The organism is Rhodoferax sp. RT5P35 (assembly GCF_056521385.1).
The window spans coordinates 1-1,332 of the sequence record NZ_JBWMAX010000165.1 but is presented as its reverse complement, the minus strand read 5'-3'; the positions used below and the strand labels follow the sequence as shown (position 1 = coordinate 1,332).

General features: G+C 66.5%; 3 protein-coding genes. All 3 read right to left on the bottom strand.

Going from position 1 to position 1,332, the window contains the following annotated elements; genetic code table 11:
- Nucleotides 1–512: thiolase family protein (locus AC097L_RS24630; RefSeq protein ID WP_479589347.1), on the bottom strand; the 512-nt coding region annotated here is incomplete at its 3' end.
- Entirely contained in the window at nt 509–1,192 is a 684-nt protein-coding gene (locus AC097L_RS24625) for a 3-oxoacid CoA-transferase subunit B (protein ID WP_479589346.1), read from the bottom strand. The genes AC097L_RS24630 and AC097L_RS24625, both read right to left, overlap by 4 nt.
- On the bottom strand, nt 1,189–1,332 hold a 144-nt coding region (locus tag AC097L_RS24620), incomplete at its 5' end, for a CoA-transferase (RefSeq protein WP_479589348.1). The genes AC097L_RS24625 and AC097L_RS24620, both read right to left, overlap by 4 nt.

The following is a 1,332-nucleotide window of genomic DNA, read 5'->3' as shown; positions in this document are numbered from 1 at the left end:
ACGTTCTCGGCCGTCTCGGGCATGGCGTCGACACCATGCAACGCCTTCATCTTCGGGTTGACGAAGCGCCATCCGATGGTCGTGTCCTGGATGGAGTTGGCACGCGAAAAGGGCGAGTCGGCCTTGGGCACCACGAAAGGCGCGCGGCTCATGCTCTCCACGCCGCCCGCGATCATCAGGCCGGTCTCGCCCGACTTGATGGCCCGCGCCGCGATGCCGATGGCGTCCATGCCCGAGCCGCACAGGCGGTTGACGGTAGTGCCCGGCACCTGCAAGGGCAGGCCGGCCAGCAGCAGCGACATGCGCGCCACGTTGCGGTTGTCTTCACCGGCCTGGTTGGCGCAGCCAAAGATCACGTCGTCGACGGCGCTCCAGTCCACTTCGGCGTTGCGCTCGGTCAGCGCCTTGAGCACGACCGCGCCCAGGTCGTCGGGCCGCACGGAGGACAGCGCGCCGCCGTACTTGCCGAAGGGGGTGCGAATGGCGTCGCAAATAAACACGGTTTCAGTCATGGGTTTTCTTTCGTGGCGGGCGCAACAGGTGCAATGGGCAGACCCACGATGCCTTCCAGCGCTTCGCGGCTGAGCCCTTCGACGGCATCGATGAGCTGCAGTCCCTGGGGTGTGCAGGCGAACGTCGCCAGGTCCGTATAGACGCGCTTGACGCAGGCTAGGCCGGTCAAGGGATAGCTGCACCTCTCGACCAGCTTGCTGGTCTGCTGCTTGGTGAGCAGGTCCATCATGACCCAGGTCTGCTTGGCGCCGATGGCCAGGTCCATGGCCCCGCCCACGGCGGGAATGGCACCGGGCTCACCTGTGCTCCAGTTGGCGAGATCGCCGGTGGCGGAGACCTGGAACGCGCCCAGCACACAGATGTCCAGATGGCCTCCGCGCATCATCGCGAAACTGTCGGCATGGTGGAAGTAGGCGCCACCGGGCAGCAGCGTCACCGGCTGCTTGCCGGCGTTGATCAGGTCGTAGTCCTCGTGCCCCTCGGCCGGCGCAGCGCCCATGCCCAGGATGCCGTTCTCGCTGTGCAGGATGACCTCGCGCCCGGCGGGCAGGTGGTTGGCCACGGCGGTCGGCTGGCCTATGCCCAGGTTGACGACGGCGCCGGCGAAGATGTCGGCAGCCACGCGCGCGGCGAGCTGGTCCTTGGTGCGACGTTGGTAGGTGGGTGTTCCCATGCTCATGCTGCCTTCTTGAAACCACCTGCCTGGGTGGCAATGCGGTCGATCTGGACGATCTTGTGGACGAAGATGCCGGGTGTCACGATGGTCTCCGCGTCCAACGCGCCGAGCTCCACGATGTCGTGCACCGTGGCGATGGTGCG

What these genes read in the sequence shown, in the direction of transcription:
- AC097L_RS24625 (WP_479589346.1), bottom strand. Translation starts at nt 1,192, where the DNA reads ATGAGCATGGGAACACCCACCTACCAACGTCGCACCAAGGACCAGCTC.